Below are 20439 nucleotides of genomic sequence, written 5' to 3'. Positions count from 1 at the left end.
TGGAGAAAAGTGTCCGTCACAGCCTTGATGACGGACAGAAAAATCGTGACTCAAAAGAAAAGTGTCCGTCACAGCCTTGATGACGGACAAAAAAGTCGTGACTCAAAAGAAAAGTGTCCGTCATAGACTTGATGACGGACAGAAAAGTCGTGACTCAAAAGAAAAGTGTCCGTCAGCCTTGATGACGCAAAGAAATAAAGGTGGTTCGGGCTCATAATAACTCCATTTCATTTAGTCTATGAGTTTACGCTTTGCTCAGTTTCCGAGTTGGCAGCCCTTAAGTTTCTCGACCTCATGAAAAAGATCGCAGTCATTACGATTGACAGGGCACCAAACATGACGCTCATATTTTGGAGTCCGACTGCATCGAGAAGGAATCCGGTCATTAACAAGACAACCTGAAAGAAGACGCGGTCCATCATATTCCGGAACGAGAAGAAACGTCCATGAAACTCTTTAGGCACTCTGGTTTGGAAAATCGTAGCGGCTGTCGGGAAGAAGCAGCCTACTGAAAATCCGAACAGCAGAAAGGCGATGATCGTCAGGACTGGCTGATTGGCAAAATAGAGCATCAGCTGGGAGAAGCCGATTAACATCGAGCTTGCGAACAAGATTTTATATGGTGAAAATTTATAGCTGATTCGTTTGATCAAAAATGCGCCGCTCATGAAGGCGAGACCTTCGGCAGTATAAATCCAGCCTTTGATGGCAGTACTGTCCTGCAATTCACTTATATTGATGACAACCAGGTTGAAGCCTCCCAGGAATATAAGCGGAATCAAGGTCAATATCAAGGTCATCATTACAATCGGCAGCTTGACGATGATAGGGAACACGTCTTTGAATCCTTGTTTTTGCTGACCATCCTTGACTGCAGAGGCCTTTTTGTTTTCATCAAACTGTAAGAACCAGGTCAGTCCGAACAGGATGATGTAGGCCGCCATCGAAAGGAGGTATACTGCATTCAGAGGGATGGCGACAAGCAAAATTCCTGCAGCGGCAGTCCCGATGATACGTGACAAGGTGGACACATTCATATGGACTCCATTCAGCTGCAATAAGTCCTTCTCACTAACGACAAGCGGAATTGCTGCCTGGAGTGCCGGAAAGTAGAAAGCGGCAGATATTTGCAATAACACAAGGAACACAAGCATCCACCATACAGAACTGGTTTGAATGGCAATCAGCATAAAAACGACACTGATTATTCGTACGAAACCAGAATTCAGCATGACAGTCTTTTTGCTGTATTGGTCTGTCAATCTTCCTGCAAGAGGTCCAACTGCGATCCCAGCCAATAATCCAGCTGCAAGCAGGAGAGATTTTAAAAAGTCAGAAGGAATATGTTCCTGCATAAACTCCAGATTTCCAATGATTCCAAGCCATAGTCCTAACCCAGCAATAAACTCGCCGGTCAATAAAATCCAGACATTTTTATTTCTCCACATATCCTTGCCTCTCGGTTTCGATTTTTTTTACTTCTCCATAATTATCCGATAATTATAAACCTTCGTAAAGCTAAATATTTTTACAGTATATTCTAATAACGTTAAGAAGATGAAAAAAGATACGTGATTATGAAATTTGTACCATTGACCATTTCCATTTTTTTGTACGAGTTTTTACATTTTCATAACAGGGAAATGTATATGGATATGAAAAAGGAGGTGCATGTGGTTAATCCACTGGAAATGATCATACATACAAGTTAAAAGGAAATGGGAGTGGAGAGTTTGATGAAGTACATAAAGAGCCTGGCAGGCGCAATTGTCATTTGTACTATTCTTGGTTTTGGGCAGTCAGGAGCTCAGGCAGCGAGCATTGGAATGGGGTCAGTTGGGTCAGATGTTACATATGTTCAATCTATTTTGAAAAAGCTCGGCTATTTTAAAACGACAACAACTGGCTATTATGGTCCAATCACTACGGCAGCAGTGAAGCAGTTTCAAAGGGATTTTGGCCTTGAACCGATTGGAGGCGTCGGTCCGAAGACATCCAGGCTTATTCAGGAAATCGAGATGATGGCTCATGTGGTATATGGGGAATCCCGGGGAGAGAGTTACCAGGGACAGGTCGCAGTGGCATCGGTGATTTTAAATAGGGTAGAATCTGATGACTTTCCTGACACAGTACAGGATGTCATCTTTCAAAGAAATGCTTTTACAGCGGTAAATGATGGCCAGTTTAATCTTTCGCCGACCGCTACAGCGTACCTTGCAGTAAAGGATGCATTGCTCGGCTGGGATCCTTCTTATGGATCGGTTTATTACTACAATCCAAAGCTCGCAACTAATCAATGGATTTTTACGAGAACAGTGACCAAACAGATAGGAAATCACTACTTTGCATATTAATGTCATATCTAGCATCGGTTTCTTTAGAAACTGGTGCTTTTTATGCATTCAGAGGTAAAAAAAGGCACAGAATACTGTTAAGTAGGGCGACTCGATTTGGCTGCCCGGATTGGGCAAAACAGTAGCTATTCTACAGTAGAATAAGCGAGGATGGGATGGAAGTATTTCAATTTAGGAGGAATAGGAATGAAAAAGAAGGAGAACCAATTCAAATTAAGCTATGAATCCGACGGGAAAATGGATGATAGGAAAAATGAAGAAAAGAAGAAGAATAAAAGTGCAAACTTTTTTAACATAACGCCTGACAGCGAATAAAGTGCGGTGAAGGAGTAATAAATTATGGCTGCAGAACAAATTGAGCGTGCAACCGAAGAGGATTTACCTGTCATCGGCGAGATGTTTGCGGAATGCAAAGAGTATCTTGAGTCGAGAGGTATCTTGCAATGGGATGAAAAATACCCCAACCATGAGTATTTCGAAAATGCGATGCAGGGTGAAGAGCTGTTTGTTTTGAAAAAAGGCAAGGACACCATTGGTGTGATGGTGCTCGATGAGTGGCAGGCTCCTGAATGGGAGAATGCGAACTGGTCTAAAACAGAAGGAAAGCCGCTGATTCTCCACTCGTTTTGTGTCGACCCATCTGCTCAGGGCGGCGGGTATGGCAGCAAGATGCTACAATTTGCCGAGGACTTTGCGAAGGATCACGGATATGGTGTGCTCCGGTTAGATACTTACTCCGGAAATGAGGGGGCTGTCTCCTTTTATGAAAAAAGGGGTTATACAATTACCGGAAGAGTTATGATGAATGGAAAGCCAGAAGGACATGAATTATATGTTTGCTTCGAAAAATTGTTCTGATATAGAAAGAAACCCTGTCTTCGTTGCAAATGGAGTCAGGGTTTCTTACTTTCATAGCTTCACAATGACCTCTGTACCATCATGCAATCTCGCATCAACAAGCAAAGTTCCTTTATGCTTGCCCAGTTCGTGGATGATTTCATTCATTAGCTGTTTGTTTAGTAAAGTATCGAAAAGCCAGGGAGGGACATGTTTATGCTCAAGATCCTGATTCGCCCATTTGTGCATCTGGTTCCGAAATTTTTTAGATGTAAGAATGGAGTTGGCAGCTTTTAAGATTGTGTAAGGGACTGGGAGGGAGAATGCGATCTTATTAGATGTTTTGATTTTTATTTTCATCATATGCTTTACTCAATGGCGACTTTAACGGTATCACCGTTTGCTGATTGGATGTCAACGATGTTCCCGTCCAGCTCATTTTCGATTGCATCGATCAGCATGTTGATATCGAGATCCTTGACGTATTGCTGGGATTGAGGGATGCCAGCAGCGATGCTGTGACCGGCTTTGAGAAGGGCTTTTACGAGCTTGATCGGCACATTGACGTTTACATTGTCATTTTCACTGGATACAACACGGATTTTTAATGTTTTATCTAAGTATTTATTTTGTTTGCTAGGTAAGGCAGAGGTTTCTTTTTCCTTGAGCACGGCAATCAGCTGGGCACCTTTTTCTGAATCGATTTTTCCTTCTTGTACCATCGTTAAAATTCTTGAAATTTCTTCACTCATCAAAATTCCTCCTATTCACCTTTTAAAAGTTTGATCGCATCTTCTGGAGAAATTTCACCCTTCTCCAGCATCGCAACGATTTTCTTTTCATCCAGCTCATTTTTCTTTTGAGTGTCATATCCAAGGGCAGTGATAATATCGTTAAGCTTTCCCCGGACAGTCGGATAGGAAATTCCGAGCTCTTTTTCCACTTCTTTAATATTTCCGCGGGATACAAGGAAGATTTCGACGAAGTGAAGCTGTTCCTTTGTTAAAGAAGCAAGCTTTGAAAGTTCAAATTCGTTTTCAATGGTTGTATCACAGTGATTGCATTTTAGCTTGGTAATTTTAAGGGTTTGGCTGCAAACAGGACAATTTGTTAGTACAGGATATGCCATAACTGCCTCCTTTCAGTGTGTTTAGGTATATATTATACACTTAAATTAAAAATGTAAATATTTAATTTAAAAATAATTAATTTATTTAATTATATTTTTAAATATATAAAACTAAACTAAAAAACCCTGTCCAAATCTGGACAGGGTTTGAGGTTAATTGCGCGGATCAACATAATCAGGGTAATCCGTAATAATGCCATCGACCTTCATATCAATGAGGAATTGAGCTGCTTCAGGGCTTCGTACTGTCCATGACTGGATCTCCATTCCGAGACTATGGACATTTTCGACCAGTTCCTTTGTGACGAGTCCGTAGCTTGGGTTGAAGAAATCAGCGTATGCAGCGAATTCCTGAAGGGCAGCATCCGTTGTATGGGAACTTGAATAGGTTAAAACACCAATCGGAACTTCCGGTAGCAGGGCATCCATTTTTTGCATTGATTCAAAGTTAAAGGATTGGATAATAATCTTGTCGTTCTGCGGCTTATCCAGATTTCTCGCCTTCAATTCCTCTGCCACAGCTTCTTCGATTCCGGGATAAAGCTGAGGTGCCTTCAATTCTATCAAAATACCGATTTTACCATGGTAACGGTCGAGTATTTCTTCGAAGGTAGGGATTTTTTCTCCAGCAAATTGTTCTCCTTTAAAGCTGCCGGCATCCAGACTTCGCAGTTCTTCAAGTGTGAGGTCGCCTACTTTGCCAGTGCCATCTGTTGTGCGATCCACAGTAGTGTCATGAATGACAACCAATTCGCCATCCTTGCTGCGCTGAACATCGATTTCAATGTAATCAGCCTTCATTTCCAGCCCCTTATCAAATGCAGCGATTGTGTTTTCTGGTGCATAACCTGCAGCCCCACGGTGGGCGACAGTGTCAAACTGCCTCAATTCACCAGTGGTAGGTTCAGCAGCAAACGCCTGCTGGAAAGGGCTAAGCATGAGGGTTAAGGCAACTCCAGTTCCGATTAATGTTTTCTTCATTTCTCCATCTCCTCTGCATAATTTATGTAACAATGATAGATTAACGGAGAAATGTTTAGAGCCCGTGTCATTTCTGTATGAAGAGAGTAATGGAATTATAAATTTATTCAGTTATATTTTCTTAGTTTCCTTTACATTTGGATGAGTAATTTTTGCCTATATTTCAACCCTCATGAATTTGCTGACGTCTTTGAAGCCTAGCTTTTCGTATAAGCGAATTGCTTTCTCGTTAAATGAAAAGACATTCAGGCGGACATCATTATATCCAAGGTGCTTAAATTCTACCAGGCTTTGTTCAATCAAGGATTTTGCGACACCATTCTGCCTGTAAAACTGTTTTACATAAACATCACTGATCCAGCCGATCTCCTTCTGGGTGAACCAGTCCAGGCTGCGGTCCACCAGTACCCAGCCAATCAAAGACTTCTGAGTTCGCGCAACCAGAAAATAAGCACCCTGGTCTAAGGAATTCTTATAAGCTTCTATCTTCTCTTCTTGGTTATTATCTGCCTGTATCCCCGTAGCTTCAGCTCTATTCACACCCGCCATGCTAAAAATCTCTTGCAATTCAAGCTCCGTTGCTTTGCAGTATTCTATTTCCATTTGATCACCTGTTATTATTGGAATATTAAAACTAAACCCAATTTTATGAGTTTAAAATGTATATATCCATAGTTAACTATAGTAAAATTTTTAATACATCGAATTTAAGTTAAAACTGGGAAACGAGGTTTGCTAAATGAAAGTTCTTATTTCCGGCTTTGAGCCGTTTGGGAAAATGAAGATCAATCCTACTGAGGAATTGTTGCTGGAAGCGGAAAAGTTCGAGATAGAGAATGTGGAAATCTCAACGGTCCTGTTGCCGGTCAATTATGATGAGTGTGCGGAAGAGTTGATTAGAAAGATGGTCGATTTCCAGCCTGATGTGGTGATTTCCTGTGGCCTGGCAGCAGGCAGGACGGCAATTACTCCGGAGCGGATTGGAATAAATATTAAGGATACTGGCTCTGGTGACCCATATCCAGACAATAAGGGGAATATCCCAACAGATGAAGTGATTGACGAAGAAGGGCCGGATGGATTGTTTTCCACCCTGCCAATCAGATTGATTGAAAAAAAATCTTAATGCACAGCATATTCCTGCGGCTATTTCGAACAGTGCCGGTACCTTCATCTGCAATAACACCTTATATGCTGTTTTAAATCATATCCAGAAAAAGAATCTGCACACCAAGGCTGGATTTATCCATTTTCCTGCATCGACGAAAATGTCAGCGCTCAATCCATCACTGCCTTCATTGCCCCAGGAAACAATGGCCCAAGCACTGAAGGTGATTGTTGAAACTTGTGCCAAGGTTGTAGTGCGACAATAAGAAAGGATGCCAGATGGAATTTGTCTGGCATTTTTAAAAGGAGACAGAGACAAAGAATGGAGTATGCAATTTCGCCGCTGGGTGATTTGGCAGTAGTTTTGTCATTTGGGAATGAAATTAATGAAAAAACGAACGGGCGAATACAGCTCTTCGTTAGCAAGCTTGAAAAAGAAAAAATAAAAGGCATTGTAGAATGGGTGCCTGCCTATACGTCTCTGACGATTTATTATCAACCTGATGTCATCGCTTATGACGATCTTAAAGCCGAGCTTGAAAGAGTCAATCTGTCTCCTGTGAAATCGAAAACAGACAGGCCGCTTGTCTATGAAATTCCGGTTTGTTATGGCGGAGAATGGGGCCAGGATTTGGCTTATGTCGCTGATTATCATGGCCTGGACGAGCAGGAGGTCATCAATCTTCACGCAAATAGAGAATACCTCATCTATATGATGGGATTCATGCCTGGGTTTCCGTATCTGGGAGGCTTGCCTGAAACGCTGGCGGTGCCGAGGCTTGATCAGCCAAGGCAAAATGTGATGCCCGGTGCTGTCGGGATTGGCGGGAATCAAACAGGGATTTATCCTGCAGACGTTCCTTCAGGATGGAGGATTATTGGTACGACTCCTGTTACCTTGTTTTCGCCGGAGAAGGAGGAACCATTCTTTTTCAGTTCAGGTCATTATATTAAATTTGTGCCAATCAGTGAGGAGCAATTTTTAACGATAAAACAAATGGGTGATACATACCAGGTAGACAGGTTTGAAAAGAGGTGAGGGAAGTGTTGTTTGTTGATCTTAACTGTGATTTAGGTGAAAGCTATGGATTATTTAAAATTGGCAATGACGGTGAAGTGTTAAAGCATATCACTTCTGCCAATATCGCCTGCGGCTATCATGCAGGCAACCATAATGTCATGATGGAAACGGTGAAAATGGGAGAAGCACATGGAGTGAGGATTGGCGCACACCCTGGCTTTCCAGATCTGCATGGTTTCGGCAGGAGAGAAATGAAGCTGAGTGCTGAGGAGATCTACAATCTGACTGTGTACCAGATTGGCGCTCTTTCAGCGATAGCGAAGACTTGTGGCACAAAAGTAGGTCATGTAAAGCCGCATGGCGCACTGTATAATATGGCTGCGAAGGATAAATTAATCGCGGATGCTGTTGCGTGTGCAGTGGCAGATGTTAATCCTGCTCTTGTTTTATTCGGTCTCGCAGGCAGCTCACTAGTGAAAGCTGGAAAGGAACATGGCCTGCAGGTGGCCCAAGAAGTGTTTGCTGACCGAACCTATCAGCCTGATGGCTCGTTGACGCCCCGTTCACATACAAACCCGATCATTCACGATCCTGAATTAGCAATCAACAGGGTGATCCGGATGGTACGTGAAGGAAGAGTTGAGGCAGTTGACGGGACAGACATTGAAATCAAGGCAGACACAATTTGCATCCACGGAGATGAACCTAGGGCACTCGACTTTGCAGTTAAATTGAATGAGGCATTAAAGGCTGAAGGAGTAGAAGTCGGCAGAGGTTGGGATTCTCTATGACGAAACCCTTGTTAAAAGTCTTAAAACCGGGCCTGCAGACAACAGTACAGGATTTAGGCAGAACAGGTTTTCAGCAGTATGGCATCAGTCCTTCTGGAGCGCTGGATTCCTATTCTTTGCAAATGGCCAATCTCCTGGTCGGGAATCCTCTTCATGAAGCAGGGCTGGAAGCTACGATGATGGGACCCAGTCTTGAAGCATTGAAGGATGTGTCGATGGCCATTTGCGGCGGGAATCTGCAGCCAATGGTGAACAAGAAAAAAGTATCGATGTGGAAAAGCTTTGTTTTTAGAAAAGGAGATATTCTGTCTTTCGGTAAAGTGGAAAGCGGGGCAAGGGCGTACATTGGCTTTGCCGGTGGAATTGATGTCCCGCTCGTGCTAGGCAGCAAGTCCACATTTATCAATGGCACGATGGGCGGTTTTGATGGCCGGGCACTAGATGCAGGGGATTTTGTACAGGGAATGCCTTTTGTCCGGAATAATCGCTTTTTACATAAAGACTTTATTCCTGAATATCATGCCCAGATTGAAATACGGGTGATTCTCGGCCCTCATCTGGAAAAATTTCATCCTGATGCCATCAAGCGATTTTTATCAAATGAATACACGATATCACCCCAGTCAAACAGGATGGGCTATCGCCTTGCAGGCCCAGAACTTAACCACATTGACGGAGCTGATATTATTTCTGATGCTATTCCGGCAGGAGGAATCCAGGTACCTTCTAACGGGCAGCCAATCATTTTGATGGCAGAACGACAGACGACAGGCGGCTACGCAAGGATTGCCACAGTAATTTCTGTCGATCTTCCTCTGCTTGCCCAGGCAATGCCTGGAGCAAAAATCCGTTTTGCTGGAATCACCATTGAAGAAGCGCAAGAGCTTTACCGGAAGCAGAGAAAACTTTTTAAAGTCCTTTCTATTGTTTCTAGCTAACTAACCTTTTAGTGAGACCTGACTATTCTGTATCAGGTCTTTTTGAATTGTATAAAAACTCTTCGGCTGGAAATAACTGATAAAATCAGTATTTTCGGGGAGAGAGAAGCATGTATTTATTATTGGTGATGGCAGTCTGGATTTTTTTCGCTTATAAATTTGTTGATTGGTCACAATGGAAAAAACAATACTCAACTATACTATTTTTTATAATGGTCAATCTGCTCTACAACACTCTTTACTATAATCACACTTTATGGGCATTCCGTGGAATAACAGCTGATTGGCTGAATCACTCGATCATCAACATTGCATTCACATTCTTCATTTGTCCGGTCGGACTGGTCATTTATCTGCAGCGATTTCCTTCAACAAGAAGGAACCAGTTCATTTATGTCGGCACATGGGTAACCTTTTACACAATCATTGAGGCTTTATTCGCGCATAAAGGGATGTTTGTATACGACAATGGCTGGAACAGTTGGCACAACATTTGGCTGAATTTGATTTTGTTTGTGATCCTGCGGATACATTATCGGAAACCGGTGATTGCCTGGATTATATCTATCCTGTTAGCGGTTATTTTCTATTTATTTTTTCCGTTCCCGCTGGACAGCCTAAAGTAAAAGAGGTGGCTAAAATTGTTGATACAGAATGTGTTGTCAGCACCAGTGTTTCTTGTTTTGCTATTCCTGACTTATATGGCAATGTGGCTGTATATCAGCAGGCATGAGGTAAGAAGGGAAAATAATGATAAACATTAAACAGGAATATACTGTGGTTTTTAGATTCAGGAATATATTCAAAAAGTCAGGAATAAACAGCCTGAACTAAGGAATATATTCAAAAAGTCAGGAATAAACAACCTGGACTAAGGAATATATTCAAAAAGTCAGGAATATCGGGATTCATAGCCCTATTCAAAAGCAAACACGGTGGAGAGGTTTCCACCGTGTTTTTAAATATCCAATTTCATCTGAGTTTTTTCATGCAAGGTACCATTAATCAATCACTCTTGCGACCGAATTGCCGCAGTTTTTGCATTTTCCTTCAAGCACAACAGTATCGCGCAAGGTCTTGATGACATATTTTTCGATTTGCACGGTGTCTTTGCAATGTCCGCAAAAAACGTTCCGGACTAGCATCTGGCGGATTTCGGCAGGAATCATAAGCCAATTTTTATTTGCCTCAAAAGAGTTTATTTCATGAGTGACATGCGGGTTGTGTGAGATATCTTTGTCCAGTGCCTGTAAGACTTCACGGATTCTTTCTGGAATAGGTTTGAAATTCTCAAGCTCCAGCCACTCAATCAGGATGTCGATTAGTTCCTTGCTGCTCCTCTCTTCAATGAGATCGAGCAGATCCATTTTTAATTCTGGATGCTGGCCAAGGATGAATTGCACATACTCATATCTCCCAAATTCAGCAGCCAGAGCGAACTCAGTGTAAATACTCTTTGCCAGTTCATCTTTAACAAAGTCCCAGCCTTTGTCTGTATACATAAGTAGGGAGAGCCTTTCGTCTGTTGTCAGGTAGCCATTAGCGATCACCCATTCAACCTTCTCTATGACTTCTTTTTGTTTTATGTCCGCAAATGCTCCATACATAGGGGAGTGATGGAGGTCAGCTGTATAAATCCTCTTATCCTTGGAGCCTGAAAGAATCTTGCCAAGCAGGACTTTTCCTCCGTACATAATGATTTCATTAGCAGCGAGCAGGATTGTGGTAAGTTCATCTTCGTTTAACAAATTCGTACTATTTTTGTTCATCTAAAAAAACCCCAATCAGCTATATCGTTATGTGATTATTAGACCATACTTCATTCATCCATGCCAGCAACATTGAAAAAGTATTATTTTTGAAACAGGGTCAAGTGGGATGACACCATTAGGATTTATCCTGTTTGGGTACCTGCTTGAAAAATTGCCCGTTTGGCTGCTGCTGGCAGTGTGTGGATTCAGCCTTTTCGCTATGGTTGTCTACCTTGACCGCGTAAAGTTGTTCCTCAAATTGCTGAGAAATGAAGACCAGCCCTGAGCAGCATCAATTTAAAACAAAAAGGATGAGGCGGAGTCGCTCATCCTTTTACCATTCTTTAGGCTCGTAATTCAAGTCGCTGAAAAGCTGTTTTTTCTCTTTTTTCGACAGGTCACGCCATTGACCAATTGGAAGGTTTCCAAGGTGGATATTCATGATTCTGATGCGTTGCAGCCTGACGACTTGATATCCGAGGGTTTCACACATGCGGCGGATCTGCCTGTTCAACCCCTGTGTCAATATGATATTGAACTCGTATTTTGATAGTTGGACCACCTTTGCAGGTAATGTTTTCGTTCCGAGGATTCTCACGCCTTCTGACATAGCCTTGACGAATTCTGAAGTGACAGGCTTGTCCACAGAAACAATATATTCCTTTTCATGCTTATTTTCAGCCCGGAGAATTTCATTGACGATATCTCCGTCATTTGTAAGAAGAATTAAGCCTTCGGAATCCTTATCAAGCCGTCCGATGTTAAAGATTCTTAGCGGGTGGTTAACAAGGTCAATGATATTGCCCTTCACATGTCTTTCCGTTGTGCTGGTGATTCCGACTGGTTTATTCAAAGCAATATATACATAGTTTTGCGCGACCCTGATTTCTTCGCCATTCAGGCGAACGACATCTCCGGGCTCAACCTGGCTGCCGATCCTCGCAACCTTCCCATTGATTGACACGCGCCCTTCCTCAATGAGCCGGTCTGCGCCACGTCTTGACGTTTTACCAGTTTCGCTGATGAATTTATTGATACGCAGGTTAATCCCATCCTTAAATATGAAGTATACATCTAAGAATATTCCACTGAGCGTTTATTTTCAAGCTTTCCTGCTGTATATGTCCATGGTTTCGTCGATGAAAAAGACCAGCATGAAGGACTTGAAAAAAAAGGAATAATGGAAGAGGAAGTAAAAGCAACAAAGAAGGATAGCTTCATTGTTGCGTTATTATTTTTACCAGTAAAGCTAACTATAGGTTCGAGCTTCTTGTCTCTCTATATAAGAGGATAAAAGTAAAAAAAGAGCTTATGGGAAATATAACAGGAACTCTAATAAATATAATAGAAAGGATTAAACAAACCCCAAATGGTCTAAATAAGTAAGGAAAGAGTTGGTAACAAAAGGGGCTGGGAAGTTTGTTGAAAAAGATAGTTTTACGTATAAGGGAAAGTATGTGGCTGAAGCCGGTAATTTATAGTGTACTCGCATTCCTGCTCGCATTGGCTGTGATATATATCGATCATAATGAGCTGGCACAGGGAATAGTCCCATCGTTCCTGCTGACTAATGTCGAGCTGGCACAGACGATTTTAGGAACGATTTCTGGAGCGCTGCTGACGATGACGACGATTACTTTTTCTACGATCATGGTCGTGCTGACTACATATTCATCACAATTTTCACCGAGGACGCTAAGTAACTTTGTCGAGGATCCTGTGACGATGCGTGTGCTCGGAATCTTCATGGGCGGCTTCGTCTACTCGATTCTGTCGCTGCTGTTCATGAGTGAAACTTGGTATGAGAGTCAGGTGATTTCAGCTACGGTTGGAGTCTTCATTGCGTTCATTTGCCTCGCATTCTTCGCTTATTTTATCCATAATGTCGCAACCTCCGTTCAGGTGAGCACGCTGATCCGGGAGATTACTGAGGGCGCATTAAAGGTCATTAGGAGACAGGAAGATATATTGGAAAGTGACTACACGAATGTGATAAATGACAGGAAAGATGCTGGTTTCACCTATGAATTCGTCCGCGATGTAAAATGCAGAGACTATGGCTACGTCCAACTGACCGACTATGAAGGGTTATTGAAATATGCATCTCAGAACGCACTCGGGGTTGAAGCCAATTTCCTGAACGGTGATTTTCTGACAGAGGACAGTATCGCCTTCAGAATCCATCATAGCGGTGAAATCGATGAGGATATCGAAGCCGTCCTGAATCAATACTTGAAGCTGGGGAAGGAGCGGTCATCAATCCAAGATCCAGAATTTGCGCTTCAGAAGATTGTAGAAGTTGCCTTGAGAGCCATCTCACCCGGAATTAACGACCCAAACACAGCAAGAGTCTGTATTTCCTATTTGGGCATGGCCTTGTCCCATCTATGCCGTGTCCGTTCGAATGGACGCTATATAGCCTATTATGATGAAGATATGCAGCCGAGGATTATTGGGAAGCAAAAGCGGACGATGGATATTTTATATTTATCCTTTTATCAAATAATCCATTATGGAAGCCAGGATTTTTCCATTCTGACCGCCCTCATCGACGCTTTTCTTTTGATTGGAAAAACAGCTGACGATTCCTTAAAGAAAAGCATTTGGGAGCTGTATATCTACAGCATGGAAAAGTTCGATTCAAACAAGTTAAAGGACCTCGACCACATCTATTTGAACGAGAAAAAGCGTGAATTATCAACGGTGCTAGGGATTGCCCTTTAATGTGTCCCCATGTATGCCAGGGTAAGAAATGACAATTTATTGGCTGTGTGGAATAATTCCATTGTGCGTGACTTAGAATATTTGTTATGTTAATAAAGGAATATTGGATTTTTTACAGCCTGGCACAGGGGGAAATGTTTGAATGGGCAGTGACGGAAAGTTACAAAGGAACACCGGATTCATTATCGTTTTTTTTCTGTTGTTTACCGAGTTGATTGATTGGCTGACTTCATTTTATTTTCCCATAAGTAAAGGTGTTGGCTATATGATTGATCTGGCTGTCTCCATTGTTTTTATCGCATTGGTCTTACGGATATTCAAAGCGGTGAATCATGCATCCGAGGATTTGGAAGGACATAAAAAGAGACTGAAAAGCATTTTTGATACTCTGGATGTAGCGATCTGGTCGCATGATTTGAAGACGGACACATTGCTGATAACATCTGGTATCGAAAAACTATACGGACATTCTTCTGAAGAGTTTTATCATGACAACACTCTATGGAAAAAAGTTATCCACCCTGATGACCTGCATATTTTAGCTGTCAGAGAAGATGGCTTATCAAGAGGAGAAGCAGTCACCAGTGTGTATCGGATTATTCGGCCCGATGGAGAAGTGCGCTGGATTCAGGATCGAGGCATTCCCGTCATTGATGAAAACGGAAATTTTGTTGATTTTACCAGTGTCCTTTTCGATATAACCGACCGGCAAGAAAGTGAAGGACGCTATCGCAGCCTAGTGGAAATGTCCCCTGATTTAATTGCTGTATACAGCAGAGGAAAGCTGGATTATATCAATGAAGCCGGATGCAAGCTGTACAATGCGAAAAGCCCAGAGGAATTGATTGGACAGCCGATATCCAAGCTTATTCCGCTTGATGTACTGGCTCGTATAAAAAATCGTGAATTAACAATAGATGAGAATTTTGAGGAAAAATTGTGGTTTGAATTTAAAGCGACAAAGATAGGCGGACAATTAATCGATGTTGAAATGTCTGCGATGCCGATTTTATATGAAGGAAGAATGGCTGAACAAATTGTAGACCGTGATTTGACGCAGCGCAAGAAGGCAGAAAAAACCATTAAATATATGGCCTATTATGACGTTCTTACCGGGCTGCCGAATCGGAATATGGTCAGGAAGCACCTGAATGCTGTTCTATCAAACGGCAACGGGAAGCTCGCTGTACTCTTTCTTGATCTCGATCGTTTCAAGATTATCAATGATACGAAAGGCCACAGTGTTGGCGACCTATTGTTAAAGGTTGTAGCCAGCAGGTTGAAGAGTGCAGTCAAAGACCAAGGGCTAGTATCACGCCAGGGCGGTGATGAATTTATCATTGTACTCAAGGATTTCGATAAGGACCAAGTCATTGAGGTCGCAGAAAGAATTCTTGTTGAGTTTAATGCTGGGATGACTATTGAAGGTCAGGAGTTCTTCGTTACTCCAAGCATTGGAATCAGCATGGCACCTGCTGACGGGCAGGATGAGGAAACACTGATCAAGCATGCGGATACGGCGATGTACCTTGCCAAAGAACGAGGGAAGAACAACTACCAGTTTTATACCGACAAGCTGCACGGGCTCTCCTCTCGCAAAATGGAGCTCGAAAATGGGCTAAGGAAAGCGTTGGAGCAAAACCAGCTTACGCTCCATTATCAGCCACAGGTGAATCTGGAAACCGGGGAAATCATCGGGGTAGAAGCACTTGTGCGCTGGGTGCATCCTGAGAAAGGCATCATCTCACCCGCTGAATTCATCCCTATGGTCGAAGAAACAGGATTGATTGTTCCTCTTGGCAAATGGGTGCTGGAAAAGGCAGCGGCACAAAACAAAGAATGGCAGGAGAAAGGCTACAGCCCAATACCGATGTCAGTGAACATATCTGTTCGCCAGATGCAGGAAGACACGTTCATTGACTGCATTAAACAAGTGCTGTTCGATACTCAGCTGGCACCAAATTATCTAGATTTTGAAATCACAGAGAGTGTCATGCAGAACAGCGAGAAAACAGCATTGATTTTAGACCAACTGAAGGAGCTTGGCGTAACGCTGGCGATTGACGATTTTGGAACCGGATATTCATCGTTAAGCCTTCTGAAGCATTTTCCGATTGATAAAATCAAAATCGACAAATCCTTCGTTGATGATATCATCCATCATTCCAACCAGGGAGCAATGGTCAAGACGATTATTGACATGGGGCACAACCTTAAATTTAGTGTGATTGCAGAAGGTGTTGAAGAACAGGAACAGGTTGGATTTTTGCTGGAAAATGGTTGTATGATAGGACAAGGCTACCATTTCAGCAGACCGTTACCAGTGGAAGCAATCGAAGAATTGCTGATCAAAAATAAAAATCAAGAAGGCATTCTGCAGTAGCAGAGTGTCTTTATTTTGGAATTAATAAAATTATTTAACTGGGATAACTACAGGTAGTTCTCTTAATCCAGCTCCAGCGCGTAGCACCTCGAGTCGCTTTTCTAGCTGCGGCTCCTAACTCCTCGAGACGCAAGCAATCATCCATACACCAGGCTGGTTTCCTGGCGTTCAATAAGAAAAAAGCCCAAGTGATTGCCCAAAAGAGAAGGTTGCACACTAACTTTTCGGAGGCAGGCCGCTCGACTTTAAATAAAAATTCCTTAGCATAGCTACTTATTGCAGAAAATACGGATGATATTCGCGATTTTTATAGGTTTATTGGCAAAAATACGGTTTAATTCGCGATTTTCATAGGTTTATTGGTGAAAATAAAATTTTATTCGCGATTTTATGATTTTATTGGCGAACTGGAAAATATTAATGATTTTTTCCAGTTGATTTGCCATAGAAGTGTAAGATATATCACCGTAAGCAGCTGATACAGCCTTTATAATGAATGTGTGTAAGGGCTTACAAATGTTTATTGATCAGGAAAATACGCGGGCGGATTAATCCAGGTGGCGGATGAACTCCATGAGTACAGCAAGGACTGGGCGTTCAAAAATGCGAGCATGATCTATGATATTCTCGGAAAAATATACAAAATCTCCAAAACTCATGATCTACCAACGTATAAAGCCGCAAATATATTAGTAGAAGCGAAGATTGAAAAAATCGGCAGAATCCAAAGCAAATATACAGGCTAAGCAACAGGAGGTGAGAAGCATGCGCTATAAAAGCTTTAAAGATGTCATTGATGCGGCGCGAACAAGGCGGCCTGTAAAATTAAGCGTCGCGGCTGCCCACGACCGGGATGTACTTGAAGCGGTGAAAGCGGCTGTCGAGCTTGGCATCATTGAACCTTTTCTAGTGGGCGATCCGAAAAAGATTATTGAATTGGCTAGGGAACTCGATTTTTCAGTAGAGGCATATCCTATTTATCCTGCCTATACTGAAAATGAAAATGCCTTTATTGCTGCAAAACTGGCAAGTGAAGGTCAAGTACAGGCAATCATGAAAGGCTTCGTAAATAGCACACCATTTTTAAAAGGAGTGTTGGATAAGGAGCTTAACTTAAAAACTGGGCGTGTCATCAGCCATATCTCCGTGTTCGACATCCCAGGTGCCGAGCAGCTAATCAGTATGAGTGATGGCGGAATAAATATAGCGCCAGATTTTCAGCAAAAGAAGGAAATCATCCAGAATGCGGTCGAGTTCCTGAGCACAATTGAAGTGAACCATCCGCGGGTAGCGATTTTAGCAGCGAACGAACGAGTCAGCGAGAAAATGCCTGTGACCGTGGAAGCCGATCATCTGGCCATGCTGATAAAAAATGAATACAGCCAGGAGCTGCTGATAGAAGGACCGCTTCCGCTCGACCTCGCCATCAGCAGGGAATCCCTGCTGCATAAAGGATTGGACAGCGAGCTGGAGGGAGCAGCGGATTTACTGATTGTCCCTACAATAGAGGCAGGAAACTTCCTTGGCAAGGCGATCACGTATTTTGCGAAGGGGACGATGGCAGGAATTGTGTTGGGTGCAAAAATACCGCTCGTATTGAATTCCAGGTCAGATGCAGCAGAAGCAAAATTGGCTTCGATCGCACTGGCCGTCGTTGCAGCCTCCAATACAACGGTCAGCGTTGGAAGATAGGAGGGGGATGATGAAAATCCTAGCAATAAATCCAGGGTCAACTTCTACAAAGATAGCAGTTTATGAAGACGAAAATTCACTTTATGAAGAGACGATCCGCCATGCTGATGCAGACATCTTGAAGCTGCCGGAACTAGCAGATCAGCTTCCATACAGGCTTGAGTCCATTATGGAGGCTTTACGATTGGCGAAATTCAAGCCTTCAGAACTCGACGCAGTCGTTAGCCGGGGCGGAATGCTGAAGCCAATGGACAGCGGGACGTATATAGTGGATGAAAATTTGCTAAATGATGCAGGCTCAGGGAAATATGGCAACCATGCTTCGAACCTGGGATCAATTATTGCCGCGGAAATAGCTGGCTCTCATCAAATCCCAGCCTATATTGTAGATCCAGTATGCGTGGATGAACTAATTGATGAAGCAAGGATTTCAGGACTTGCAGATATTGAACGGAAAAGTCATGTGCATGCCCTAAATATCAAGGCTGTTTCCCGTAATGTTGCAGAAGAAATCGGGAAGGATTTGGATGATGCAAACTTTGTTGTGGCCCACCTGGGTGGCGGCATTTCGGTCGCAGCGGTACGAAACGGACGGATCATAGACGTCAATAATGCCGAAAATGAGGGACCATTCTCTCCTGAACGGGCAGGCGGGCTTCCGGCAAAACAGCTTGTCCAGCTTTGTTTTTCGGGAAAGTATACGGAAAAAGAGTTGCTTCAACGGATGACAAAACAGGGTGGGATTTATTCTTATCTTGGCACTAAGAATGTCATTGAAGTTGAACAGCGCGTACTGGATGGTGAAGAGGAAGCTGCAGTTATATTAAGGGCGATGGTACATCAAATCGGTAAAGAGATTGGCGCGATAGCCACCGTACAGGAAGGGAAGATTGATGGAATCATTCTTACCGGGGGAATCGCCCATTCACAAATGATTGTAGGATTGATCCAGGAGAAAATCAGTTTTCTAGGAAAAGTTTTCGTGCTGCCTGGTGAAGCAGAAATGAAAGCCCTAATTGCAGGTGCTTTTCGAGTGATGAACGGGAAGGAAAAAGCGAAAATCTATTAAAAAACGCCAGAGGCTTTTCAGCATAATAAATCCAAAGAATACAATCGCAATATATTGCTGTCGCCGGTATAGGTAATCATGATAAATTAATCCCCGAAAAAAGTGGAACCTCGTTAAAAGGAAAGCAATCGTCACAATGATACCGAGCAGTTCCAGCATCGTAATGAGTAATTTGAATATAATATGCTCCTCAGGAAGTGTTTGCACTTAGTTTAATTGAACAAACGGTAAAAACAAAGGATATTAAGGCTGGTTTTGATATAAAGATGCTTTTTTTTGAGCAGATAAATCTATGGAAGAAGGATAAAACAAGATTTTATAGCGAGTATCTTTGTTTTATAGCGAAAATTTCAATTTTATAGCGATACTGACAATTTTATAGCGAAATTCTCATTATTATAGCGAAAATGGATTTTTTATAGCGAATTGGAAATTATCCATGATTTTTTCCAGTTCAATAATTGGCAGAGGTGCTTTTTCTCGAAGTTCGCAATTTTAATGTTGATAAAACCAAACAAAATGGCGAACCGGAAATAACCAGTTCGCCAATTCATTACTTTAGAAAATTTCAATATCGCCGCTTGAGACATCAGCATTGATTTCGTATTTCCCGCTTCCATGTTCGCCGCGAAGGCGGTTGTCTGATTCCTCTTTGTTTTCAAGCGGGAAATCAGTTGAGATGTTGCCGCTGCTTATTTTTCCGTTCAACTTAAAATCAGCATCATCTGGCAAATCCAGATCGATATCTCCTGAGCTGACATTTAAGTTTATGTCATCTGTCAATGAATCCATCTGGATTTCCAGCTCACCAGATGACACGTCTGCTTCAAGCTTGCCTGAGTAGTTTTTGACATGGACGCTTCCGGAGCTGACTTCAAATGAACCAGTGCCAGCAGCTATTGAGTTGATCTCCACTTCGCCTGATGAACTTTTGTGTTCAAGTGCTTCAACATCCAGGTTTTCCAGGACCATGCTTCCTGATCCGACATCAATCGCAAGTTCTTTAAGCTTCACGGGATTATCAGTGGAATGACCTTTGAATACTACCTCGCCTGAACCGAGCTCGATTTCCATATTCTTTTCATAGTCTTCAGGAATATAAACTGTCAAAGTTGTTTTATCCATCTCAAACGAGTTGAACCAGAAGAAGCCTTTCCTTTTTACGGTGACCTTTATTTCATGACCATGCCGCGTAACATTTACCGTACCTTTGCCTTTCAATTCAGCGCGGACATCTTGAATGTCCTCTGGCACAATTTTCGTCTGTACACTGGAAACATCAATCAGGATTTTTTCCGTTTTATCTGTTACCTTAACCGAGTGTTCCGCCCTGGCAAAGTTCATTCCGTCGCCATTGAAGAAGTAATTCCAAGCAATATAAGCCCCAGTAATTAACAAGAAAATCATCATTACCTTTTTCACCTTAAAAATCCCCTCTCAATCTCATTCTATATTCATAGTAAGGCAGGTCAATCTTATTCCCAATGCACCTCCGATTTAAATCTGGATAGGGCTTGAGGCGGATTTGGGTTTAGGTCGGTCATCGGGGCACTTTCCAAGGAGACGTCAACATAAAAATGTATTTAAAAACCACCAATGATATGAGTAAAAAAAAAGCCGGACTCCGTCATAGTCAGGAATCTGGCTTCTTGTTGTTATTCA

At 42.4% G+C, this 20439-nt stretch carries 24 protein-coding genes; 15 read left to right on the top strand and 9 right to left on the bottom strand.

Annotation, left to right across the window (positions count from 1 at the left end; all coding sequences use genetic code 11):
* Window positions 1-236: 236 nt before the first annotated feature.
* Entirely contained in the window at window positions 237-1448 is a 1212-nt protein-coding gene (locus LC048_RS17310; RefSeq protein WP_226601452.1) for an MFS transporter, read from the bottom strand.
* 288 nt (window positions 1449-1736) lie between these two features.
* On the opposite strand from LC048_RS17310, the gene LC048_RS17305 reads away from it, so the two are divergent.
* The 3 genes from LC048_RS17305 (at window position 1737) to LC048_RS17295 (ending at window position 3212) form a co-directional block, all read left to right on the top strand.
* Window positions 1737-2354, top strand: coding sequence for a cell wall hydrolase (locus LC048_RS17305; RefSeq protein ID WP_226601505.1), 618 nt, complete (start codon window positions 1737-1739; stop codon window positions 2352-2354).
* Between the two features lie 186 nt (window positions 2355-2540).
* A complete protein-coding gene (locus LC048_RS17300) occupies window positions 2541-2669 on the top strand; it encodes a hypothetical protein (RefSeq protein ID WP_264188275.1) in 129 nt (42 codons plus the stop codon).
* 24 nt (window positions 2670-2693) lie between these two features.
* Window positions 2694-3212, top strand: coding sequence for a GNAT family N-acetyltransferase (locus LC048_RS17295; protein ID WP_226601451.1), 519 nt, complete (start codon window positions 2694-2696; stop codon window positions 3210-3212).
* A 51-nt stretch (window positions 3213-3263) separates the two neighbouring features.
* Here the strand turns inward: LC048_RS17295 and LC048_RS17290 are convergent, their stop codons facing one another.
* The 5 genes from LC048_RS17290 to LC048_RS17270 form a co-directional block, all read right to left on the bottom strand.
* Window positions 3264-3554: a hypothetical protein gene (locus tag LC048_RS17290; protein ID WP_226601450.1), complete on the bottom strand. Its 291-nt coding sequence runs from the start codon at window positions 3552-3554 to the stop codon at window positions 3264-3266.
* A 5-nt stretch (window positions 3555-3559) separates the two neighbouring features.
* Complete coding sequence (locus LC048_RS17285; RefSeq protein WP_226601449.1) at window positions 3560-3943, bottom strand: SHOCT-like domain-containing protein; 384 nt, start codon at window positions 3941-3943, stop codon at window positions 3560-3562.
* A gap of 11 nt (window positions 3944-3954) precedes the next feature.
* A complete protein-coding gene (locus LC048_RS17280) occupies window positions 3955-4320 on the bottom strand; it encodes a DUF2089 domain-containing protein (protein ID WP_226601448.1) in 366 nt (121 codons plus the stop codon).
* Between the two features lie 153 nt (window positions 4321-4473).
* Entirely contained in the window at window positions 4474-5301 is an 828-nt protein-coding gene (locus LC048_RS17275; protein ID WP_226601447.1) for a glycerophosphodiester phosphodiesterase, read from the bottom strand.
* Between the two features lie 156 nt (window positions 5302-5457).
* On the bottom strand, window positions 5458-5904 hold the full coding sequence (locus LC048_RS17270) for a GNAT family N-acetyltransferase (RefSeq protein ID WP_226601446.1): 447 nt from the start codon (window positions 5902-5904) through the stop codon (window positions 5458-5460).
* Window positions 5905-6040: 136 nt separating this feature from the next.
* On the opposite strand from LC048_RS17270, the gene LC048_RS25140 reads away from it, so the two are divergent.
* From LC048_RS25140 to LC048_RS17245, 6 genes are all read left to right on the top strand, one after another.
* Window positions 6041-6427: a pyroglutamyl-peptidase I gene (locus tag LC048_RS25140; protein WP_371931925.1), complete on the top strand. Its 387-nt coding sequence runs from the start codon at window positions 6041-6043 to the stop codon at window positions 6425-6427.
* Window positions 6411-6674, top strand: coding sequence for a pyroglutamyl-peptidase I family protein (locus LC048_RS25135; RefSeq protein ID WP_371931924.1), 264 nt, complete (start codon window positions 6411-6413; stop codon window positions 6672-6674). Before LC048_RS25140 ends, LC048_RS25135 begins: the two co-directional genes overlap by 17 nt.
* Window positions 6675-6730: 56 nt before the next feature.
* A complete protein-coding gene (gene pxpB, locus LC048_RS17260) occupies window positions 6731-7447 on the top strand; it encodes a 5-oxoprolinase subunit PxpB (protein WP_226601444.1) in 717 nt (238 codons plus the stop codon).
* Window positions 7448-7452: 5 nt separating this feature from the next.
* Window positions 7453-8220, top strand: coding sequence for a 5-oxoprolinase subunit PxpA (locus LC048_RS17255; protein ID WP_226601443.1), 768 nt, complete (start codon window positions 7453-7455; stop codon window positions 8218-8220).
* Entirely contained in the window at window positions 8217-9158 is a 942-nt protein-coding gene (locus tag LC048_RS17250; protein WP_226601442.1) for a 5-oxoprolinase subunit C family protein, read from the top strand. The genes LC048_RS17255 and LC048_RS17250 overlap by 4 nt, the downstream gene beginning before the upstream one ends.
* Window positions 9159-9268: 110 nt before the next feature.
* Window positions 9269-9784, top strand: a complete 516-nt coding sequence (locus tag LC048_RS17245) for a CBO0543 family protein (protein ID WP_226601441.1) — start codon at window positions 9269-9271, stop codon at window positions 9782-9784.
* Window positions 9785-10159: 375 nt separating this feature from the next.
* On the opposite strand, the gene LC048_RS17240 is transcribed toward LC048_RS17245, so the two are convergent.
* The gene (locus LC048_RS17240; RefSeq protein ID WP_306048231.1) at window positions 10160-10927 is read right to left on the bottom strand and encodes an RQC-minor-1 family DNA-binding protein; all 768 of its coding nucleotides are present in this window, start codon (window positions 10925-10927) and stop codon (window positions 10160-10162) included.
* Window positions 10928-11036: 109 nt separating this feature from the next.
* Here LC048_RS17240 and LC048_RS17235 point away from each other — a divergent pair, with 109 nt between their 5' ends.
* Window positions 11037-11195 carry a hypothetical protein gene (locus LC048_RS17235; protein ID WP_226601439.1) on the top strand — a complete coding sequence of 53 codons (159 nt, stop codon included), beginning with the start codon at window positions 11037-11039 and terminating at the stop codon, window positions 11193-11195.
* Window positions 11196-11243: 48 nt separating this feature from the next.
* Here the strand turns inward: LC048_RS17235 and rluF are convergent, their stop codons facing one another.
* Window positions 11244-11951, bottom strand: a complete 708-nt coding sequence (gene rluF / locus LC048_RS17230; RefSeq protein ID WP_226601504.1) for a 23S rRNA pseudouridine(2604) synthase RluF — start codon at window positions 11949-11951, stop codon at window positions 11244-11246.
* A gap of 377 nt (window positions 11952-12328) precedes the next feature.
* Here rluF and LC048_RS17225 point away from each other — a divergent pair, with 377 nt between their 5' ends.
* The 5 genes from LC048_RS17225 to buk all read left to right on the top strand — a co-directional run bounded on the left by LC048_RS17225 (window position 12329) and on the right by buk (window position 18777).
* Entirely contained in the window at window positions 12329-13633 is a 1305-nt protein-coding gene (locus tag LC048_RS17225) for a DUF2254 domain-containing protein (protein WP_226601438.1), read from the top strand.
* 142 nt (window positions 13634-13775) lie between these two features.
* Entirely contained in the window at window positions 13776-16016 is a 2241-nt protein-coding gene (locus LC048_RS17220; RefSeq protein ID WP_306048228.1) for a GGDEF and EAL domain-containing protein, read from the top strand.
* 557 nt (window positions 16017-16573) lie between these two features.
* Entirely contained in the window at window positions 16574-16762 is a 189-nt protein-coding gene (locus tag LC048_RS17215) for a Rossmann-fold NAD(P)-binding domain-containing protein (RefSeq protein WP_226601436.1), read from the top strand.
* Between the two features lie 19 nt (window positions 16763-16781).
* Window positions 16782-17708, top strand: a complete 927-nt coding sequence (locus LC048_RS17210) for a bifunctional enoyl-CoA hydratase/phosphate acetyltransferase (protein ID WP_264188267.1) — start codon at window positions 16782-16784, stop codon at window positions 17706-17708.
* Window positions 17709-17715: 7 nt separating this feature from the next.
* Window positions 17716-18777 (top strand): butyrate kinase, encoded by a 1062-nt coding sequence (gene buk, locus LC048_RS17205; RefSeq protein WP_306048226.1) that lies wholly within the window; start codon window positions 17716-17718, stop codon window positions 18775-18777.
* A 558-nt stretch (window positions 18778-19335) separates the two neighbouring features.
* Here the strand turns inward: buk and liaG are convergent.
* On the bottom strand, window positions 19336-20199 hold the full coding sequence (liaG, locus tag LC048_RS17200) for a LiaG family protein (RefSeq protein ID WP_226601434.1): 864 nt from the start codon (window positions 20197-20199) through the stop codon (window positions 19336-19338).
* Window positions 20200-20439: the final 240 nt, after the last annotated feature.

Source organism: Mesobacillus subterraneus, from assembly GCF_020524355.2.
Taxonomy (GTDB): domain Bacteria; phylum Bacillota; class Bacilli; order Bacillales; family Cytobacillaceae; genus Mesobacillus; species Mesobacillus subterraneus_C.
Note: the sequence above shows the minus strand (reverse complement) of the source record. Positions and strands in the feature narration are given on the sequence as shown.

Bases quoted from the DNA above. Each gene is read 5' to 3' on its own strand.
- LC048_RS17310 (WP_226601452.1), bottom strand. From the start codon at position 1,448: ATGTGGAGAAATAAAAATGTCTGGATTTTATTGACCGGCGAGTTTATT.
- LC048_RS17305 (WP_226601505.1), top strand. From the start codon at position 1,737: ATGAAGTACATAAAGAGCCTGGCAGGCGCAATTGTCATTTGTACTATT.
- LC048_RS17300 (WP_264188275.1), top strand. From the start codon at position 2,541: ATGAAAAAGAAGGAGAACCAATTCAAATTAAGCTATGAATCCGACGGG.
- LC048_RS17295 (WP_226601451.1), top strand. From the start codon at position 2,694: ATGGCTGCAGAACAAATTGAGCGTGCAACCGAAGAGGATTTACCTGTC.
- LC048_RS17290 (WP_226601450.1), bottom strand. From the start codon at position 3,554: ATGATGAAAATAAAAATCAAAACATCTAATAAGATCGCATTCTCCCTC.
- LC048_RS17285 (WP_226601449.1), bottom strand. From the start codon at position 3,943: ATGAGTGAAGAAATTTCAAGAATTTTAACGATGGTACAAGAAGGAAAA.
- LC048_RS17280 (WP_226601448.1), bottom strand. From the start codon at position 4,320: ATGGCATATCCTGTACTAACAAATTGTCCTGTTTGCAGCCAAACCCTT.
- LC048_RS17275 (WP_226601447.1), bottom strand. From the start codon at position 5,301: ATGAAGAAAACATTAATCGGAACTGGAGTTGCCTTAACCCTCATGCTT.
- LC048_RS17270 (WP_226601446.1), bottom strand. From the start codon at position 5,904: ATGGAAATAGAATACTGCAAAGCAACGGAGCTTGAATTGCAAGAGATT.
- LC048_RS25140 (WP_371931925.1), top strand. From the start codon at position 6,041: ATGAAAGTTCTTATTTCCGGCTTTGAGCCGTTTGGGAAAATGAAGATC.
- pxpB (WP_226601444.1), top strand. From the start codon at position 6,731: ATGGAGTATGCAATTTCGCCGCTGGGTGATTTGGCAGTAGTTTTGTCA.
- LC048_RS17250 (WP_226601442.1), top strand. From the start codon at position 8,217: ATGACGAAACCCTTGTTAAAAGTCTTAAAACCGGGCCTGCAGACAACA.
- LC048_RS17245 (WP_226601441.1), top strand. From the start codon at position 9,269: ATGTATTTATTATTGGTGATGGCAGTCTGGATTTTTTTCGCTTATAAA.
- LC048_RS17240 (WP_306048231.1), bottom strand. From the start codon at position 10,927: ATGAACAAAAATAGTACGAATTTGTTAAACGAAGATGAACTTACCACA.
- LC048_RS17235 (WP_226601439.1), top strand. From the start codon at position 11,037: ATGACACCATTAGGATTTATCCTGTTTGGGTACCTGCTTGAAAAATTG.
- LC048_RS17220 (WP_306048228.1), top strand. From the start codon at position 13,776: ATGGGCAGTGACGGAAAGTTACAAAGGAACACCGGATTCATTATCGTT.
- LC048_RS17210 (WP_264188267.1), top strand. From the start codon at position 16,782: ATGCGCTATAAAAGCTTTAAAGATGTCATTGATGCGGCGCGAACAAGG.
- buk (WP_306048226.1), top strand. From the start codon at position 17,716: ATGATGAAAATCCTAGCAATAAATCCAGGGTCAACTTCTACAAAGATA.